Here is a 4,819-nt window from a genome sequence, read left to right on the forward strand (position 1 = left end):
CTCCAAATCGGGCGGTTACCGATATCCGCCGCGATGGCATAGATAGACGGAACCTGATTGACCGAGGAAGCGGTATTCGATGTCATCCGCATGAATGGCTTGAATGCCGGAATTTATGCGCCAGGCATCCCCACTGAGATACCCCCCGCGCCAGCCGCCCAACACTCTGAGCTGAGTGAAAGTTCTGTCCCTCGTCGCAAACGAAACTTTCAGAATCACCCAGTCGTCAGGTGAATATTCCATGTGCGTCTTCTCCATAGTCCATTTTCGGAAGTGCAATATCTGGCGGCATTACACCGCCGACCCAGGATGAAGCCTGATACAAAGAGTGCATCGAGGTTTGCGCTCGGGCCATTAATCCTGACGAGCGTAAAGCAGGTGGCTGGGGATCGGCGGGGCGCTTTCGACAAAGCGTTTTACGCGCTCCGGATCAGGTTCAGCCGAGCGCGTCGTCCCCCGGTAGCCGATGACCACATGAACAACGCCAACAAGGCAGACCAGCATGCCCGAGATCAAGATGACTGCATCAAACGGCATCATTCAGAACCTACCCATGGCTGGCCAAGCGCGACGATGACATCGGTCGCGTAGTAAGCGTCGCCCCCCGGTACGATGGGGCAGGCGCATCCACTCAAGGCCTTGCGCAGGAAGGCGCGCGTCTTGGGTGAGAGCTTGTCCACCAGAACAGGAACGCCCGTTTCACTGCACCGAAGCGCGTACTCGAAGTCCTGCTCGAGTGCCTGTCTATCGACCGGCAGATCCCTGAGCTCATGCGAGCACTGTTTTTCCCGCGCCGCCGCAATGAAGCAGACCTCCGCCAGGTCATCCTCGCCGTCGCCGTGATCCTCGTCCGGATAGCCGATCGAGATATTCTGAATGCGTGTCCCTGCGAGGGTGCAGGACAGCCGCCGGTGCGAATGTCCGAAGAACCAGGTGTCGATGTCGCTCCGCTCGAGGACTTCGGTCAGGTCTGAGTGGAAGGCTGGTGTGAGACCATCGATTGGGCCTGCGGCGGACGGGTGCGGGCCGTGGTGCGTGACGACAAAGGTCCTGCCATTGCCGACGAAATGTGGGGTCGCCAGTCTTTCTTCCAGCCAAGCGCGGTGTTCCCCATGCACGGCGATTAAGTCCTCAGGTGTAACCGGGACAATGCGGCGCGGCAGCACCTCGTCCGGATTAAGCCACTCATGACCAGACGCTTCGGTGGAGATCATGTCGAAGTCGCGCATGAACCGGCGTGCGTAGTTCTTGGCAGCCTCCTGATCCCCCAGTAGCTCGAAGTCGGTCCAAAGCGTGGCGCAGAGATACCGGTCGCTACGATGGCGGAGTTCGGTCTTCTGCGCGAACCAACTCCCGCTTGCGTGAACCAGGTCACGCAGCCGGTTCTCGTCGTCCAGCCGCCCAGAATAGTAGTCATGGTTTCCGGGGAGGAGGTGGATGCGATCGGCGGGAACATAGCGGCTCAGATATGCGAGCGCGTCCTGCAGTGACGGGCCGAAGGTGTCGGACAGGTCACCCGCGACGATCAAGGCATCAACGTTTTCCCAGAGCAGCCGATCTTGCAGGCCATGAAACTCGAGCGGGTTACTTCCATGCCCGCAATGGGACTTGAGGTGGAGGTCGGCCATTACTGCGACCGCCCCGCCATTGTCCGGGATTTCGATAATGTTGGGGCTCGGCAACTTGGGGCTCCTGAACGACCTACATTCCCCCGCAAGAGAGAGCGGGCATTGACACCTGACGGGCTGTCCAAGGGGCTGATCCATCAGCATTTCTGCTAGGTCTGTCGCAGCCTTGTCATGTGTGCAAGCCCCTCGCCGCGCCCGCCATTTTTTCGCAAGGATCGCGGTTCTACCAGAGGCCAAGAGCTGCGGGCCGTAATCGGTTTTCAAAATATTATTCGCAAACGCTCTGAACGCCAGATTTCGGAGTTTTTCGCAAACTTGGGACGGTCAACGAGGCGAATCTGCGCCTTCAGTCCAGAGAGCGGGTCGCATCTTTCGAATCAATCAACGTCGCAAGGCGGCTGGCTAAGGCGAGCTGTGACCTTTTCTCACCCGATGAGCGGTTCAATCTGCATTGAATAACCGATGAGCTACTGGGTGTAGCTGTAGCATGGCCTGTATCTGCATGCCTTCACAAGGTGCCACCTGAAGATGCGGGGATGATGTCCCGCGGCGTGGTGTAGCTCGTGACGGGCCTCGTGCTCACCGGCGGGCCGAGCTTGTCAGTCGCGCTGCGCTGCAGGCAGGCTGACCACGACATCATCGCAGACCGGAGCCAGCGTTTCCAGCGTCATGTACCGACCGCGCTGCACCGTCCATTCCTCGGTCTGCTCCATCAGGATGGCGCCGACGAGGCGGCGTATGGATGCCTCGTTGGGGAAGTTCCCGACCACGTCGGTGCGCCGCTTGATCTCGCCGTTCAGACGCTCGATCGGATTCGTGCTGTGGAGTTTCGTCCGGTGCTGCTGGGGAAAGGTAATGTAGGCGAGGACGTCCTCCTCGGCCCCGTCCATTAAGGTGGCAAGCTTGGGCAGCTTCGGGCGCATCTGGTCCGCGACCTGGCGCCATTGGGCCTTGGCCACCGCGTGGTCGGGCTGGGCAAAGGCCGTGGCGATGAAGGCTGACACCACCCGACGGCTGCTCTTGCCGGCATGAGCCAAGGCATTGCGCTGGAAATGGACACGGCAGCGCTGCCAGGTCGTGGAAAGGACGCGGGCGGTGGCCGCCTTGATGCCCTCATGGGCGACGGAAATGACCAGCTTCACGCCTGACAGGCCGCGCCGGACGAGGTCGCGGAGGAACTCGGTCCAGAAGGGTTCGGCTTCGGAGGCACCGATCGCCATGCCCAGCACTTCGCGCCTGCCGTCGGTGTTGACGCCCACCGCGAGCGTGACCGCGACGCTGAAGGTGAGGGGCTGACCGCCACTGGTCCGAGGGCTGCCCCTAACACCGCCTTGGCGCACCTTCAGGTAGGTGGCATCGATCCAGAGGTAGGGCCATTCGCCCTCAATGGGCCGCGTCAGGAAAGCATCGACACGGTCGTCGATTTCCGCGCACAACCGGCTGACCTGGCTCTTCGAGATGCCGGTTCCGCCCATCGCCTGCACCAGCTCGTCCATCGACCGCGTCGACACGCCATGGGCATAGGCTTCCTGAATGACTGTGGTCAGGGCCTTCTCGACCGACCGCCGTGGCTCGAGGAAAGACGGGAAGTACGACCCGGTACGCAGACGCGGAATGCGCAGCTCGACGCTGCCCGCACGGGTCTGCCAGTCTCGGTCGCGGTATCCGTTCCGTTGCGCCAGCCGATCGCTGCTTTTCTCGCCGTAATCGGCACCGGTCTTTGCGCCGACCTCAAGTTCCATCAGCCGCTCGGCTGCGAAGCCGATCATCTCACGCAGCAGGTCGGAATCGGCACTCTTTTCGACAAGCGCACGCAGGTCCATCATAGGTTTGGTCATCGGGTGTCGTCCTTGGTTCAGGTTGGTTGTCGCAACCCAACCCTACCGGGAAACCCGATGGCCACCGCCAGCTACACCACGTCCGTGGACGTCACCGATGCGGGACTTTTCCGGCTGTTACTTCGTTTCGGTGTGCAGGTTTGAAACTATTCCCAGTTGTACCCATCAGGGGTACAGATTGGCCGATCTTCAAACCACTAGAGCATATATGCTGGGTTATCTCGTTCTGGGTCCAGCTGTGTGGACATGCAAGGCCGCCTCAGGGCCGAAACCGTTGAGGCGCCAGGCTCTTGGACAACCATCCTGTTGGAGCGGACAGGAGTTTCCAATATTCAACGCGGCATGCCTTCAGACCTTTCTCCACTGGAAGAGCGCCGGTTACACATGATGAAGCTTCTGCTGCGCCTGCCCGTGGCAGGGGTTGCCGAGGCATGGCCGACTGAAACTGCATGCCGAGAGCGCTTGATCGTCGCGCGGTGGCCTGGCGGGATAAGATGTCCGAAATGCGAAAGTGGGCAAATCGGTTTCTTGGAGAAACGGAAAAACTACCGCTGCAAGTCGTGCCGCCTTCAGTTTACTGCGCAATCGCATTCCCTTCTTCATCGCAGCCACGTTGATCTACAGAAGTGGTTTAGAACGACCGAACTTCTGATTTGGCACAATGCCCACCATCCCGATTTAAATTACCCAACCGGGCATGACCTGAAAGATCACCTCGAGATTTCGTACGCTGCGGCGCACGCGATCAAGAAGAAGATTCTAAAGGAGCTGCTTCTCCCCGACGGTGGACTGCTCGGGAGCTGTGTTTCCGTTGGCCCGGCAGTCTATGCACCGGCCGACGTCCTGGCGGGCAGCTCCGACGAGTTGCTCTGGTACGACGCTCACATCACAACCTGACGCAATCGGCGCCCGACGCCCTAATCTCGATGTTGAGTTATCGAGACAGTCAGTCCACGGCGTCGTCAGTTGGGCCGGTTCCCTGATGCGCATTCCATTGTTAATCTGTCTTGGAAGCGATGCCCGACAGCTGGCGAGAAGGACGCCGAACGCCGCCTCTATCTGAGTTTGCGAAAATCTGAAGCAGGCTTTGATTTTTGAGATAACCCAATAAAATCATGTAGTTGATTGACGATCCTGCGTAATCGTGAGATTTCGCCGGCCCCGCAACTGTGCCCGATCGCAATCGACCAGAAAGAAGGAAACGCCAGTCTAAGCTTCCGCGAAATGAAAAACGCGCGCCACCTGGGCGCGCGCTGAAAGTTGGGGCGGGTCGGGCTGTTTGCTCAGGATGAAGTGGAGTTTGTGCATGAATGGGGTCTTTCGTCACGGCTCGGCAAGAGCATGTGGTCCCGC

Annotated in this window: 4 protein-coding genes; 1 reads left to right on the forward strand and 3 read right to left on the reverse strand. The window is 59.6% G+C overall.

What is annotated here, in order from left to right; all coding sequences use genetic code 11:
• Nucleotides 1-354 precede the first annotated feature (354 nt).
• The 3 genes from FGE21_RS19520 to FGE21_RS19530 form a co-directional block, all read right to left on the reverse strand.
• On the reverse strand, nt 355-540 hold the full coding sequence (locus FGE21_RS19520) for a hypothetical protein (protein ID WP_139665069.1): 186 nt from the start codon (nt 538-540) through the stop codon (nt 355-357).
• Nucleotides 537-1,682 (reverse strand): metallophosphoesterase, encoded by a 1,146-nt coding sequence (locus FGE21_RS19525; protein WP_176695498.1) that lies wholly within the window; start codon nt 1,680-1,682, stop codon nt 537-539. The genes FGE21_RS19520 and FGE21_RS19525 overlap by 4 nt, the downstream gene beginning before the upstream one ends.
• Nucleotides 1,683-2,227: 545 nt before the next feature.
• Entirely contained in the window at nt 2,228-3,466 is a 1,239-nt protein-coding gene (locus FGE21_RS19530) for an IS256 family transposase (RefSeq protein WP_139665071.1), read from the reverse strand.
• Nucleotides 3,467-3,712: 246 nt separating this feature from the next.
• On the opposite strand from FGE21_RS19530, the gene FGE21_RS19535 reads away from it, so the two are divergent.
• A complete protein-coding gene (locus FGE21_RS19535; protein WP_139665072.1) occupies nt 3,713-4,363 on the forward strand; it encodes a transposase in 651 nt (216 codons plus the stop codon).
• Nucleotides 4,364-4,819: the final 456 nt, after the last annotated feature.

The organism is Phaeobacter sp. B1627 (assembly GCF_006265095.1).
Taxonomy (GTDB): Bacteria; Pseudomonadota; Alphaproteobacteria; order Rhodobacterales; family Rhodobacteraceae; genus Epibacterium.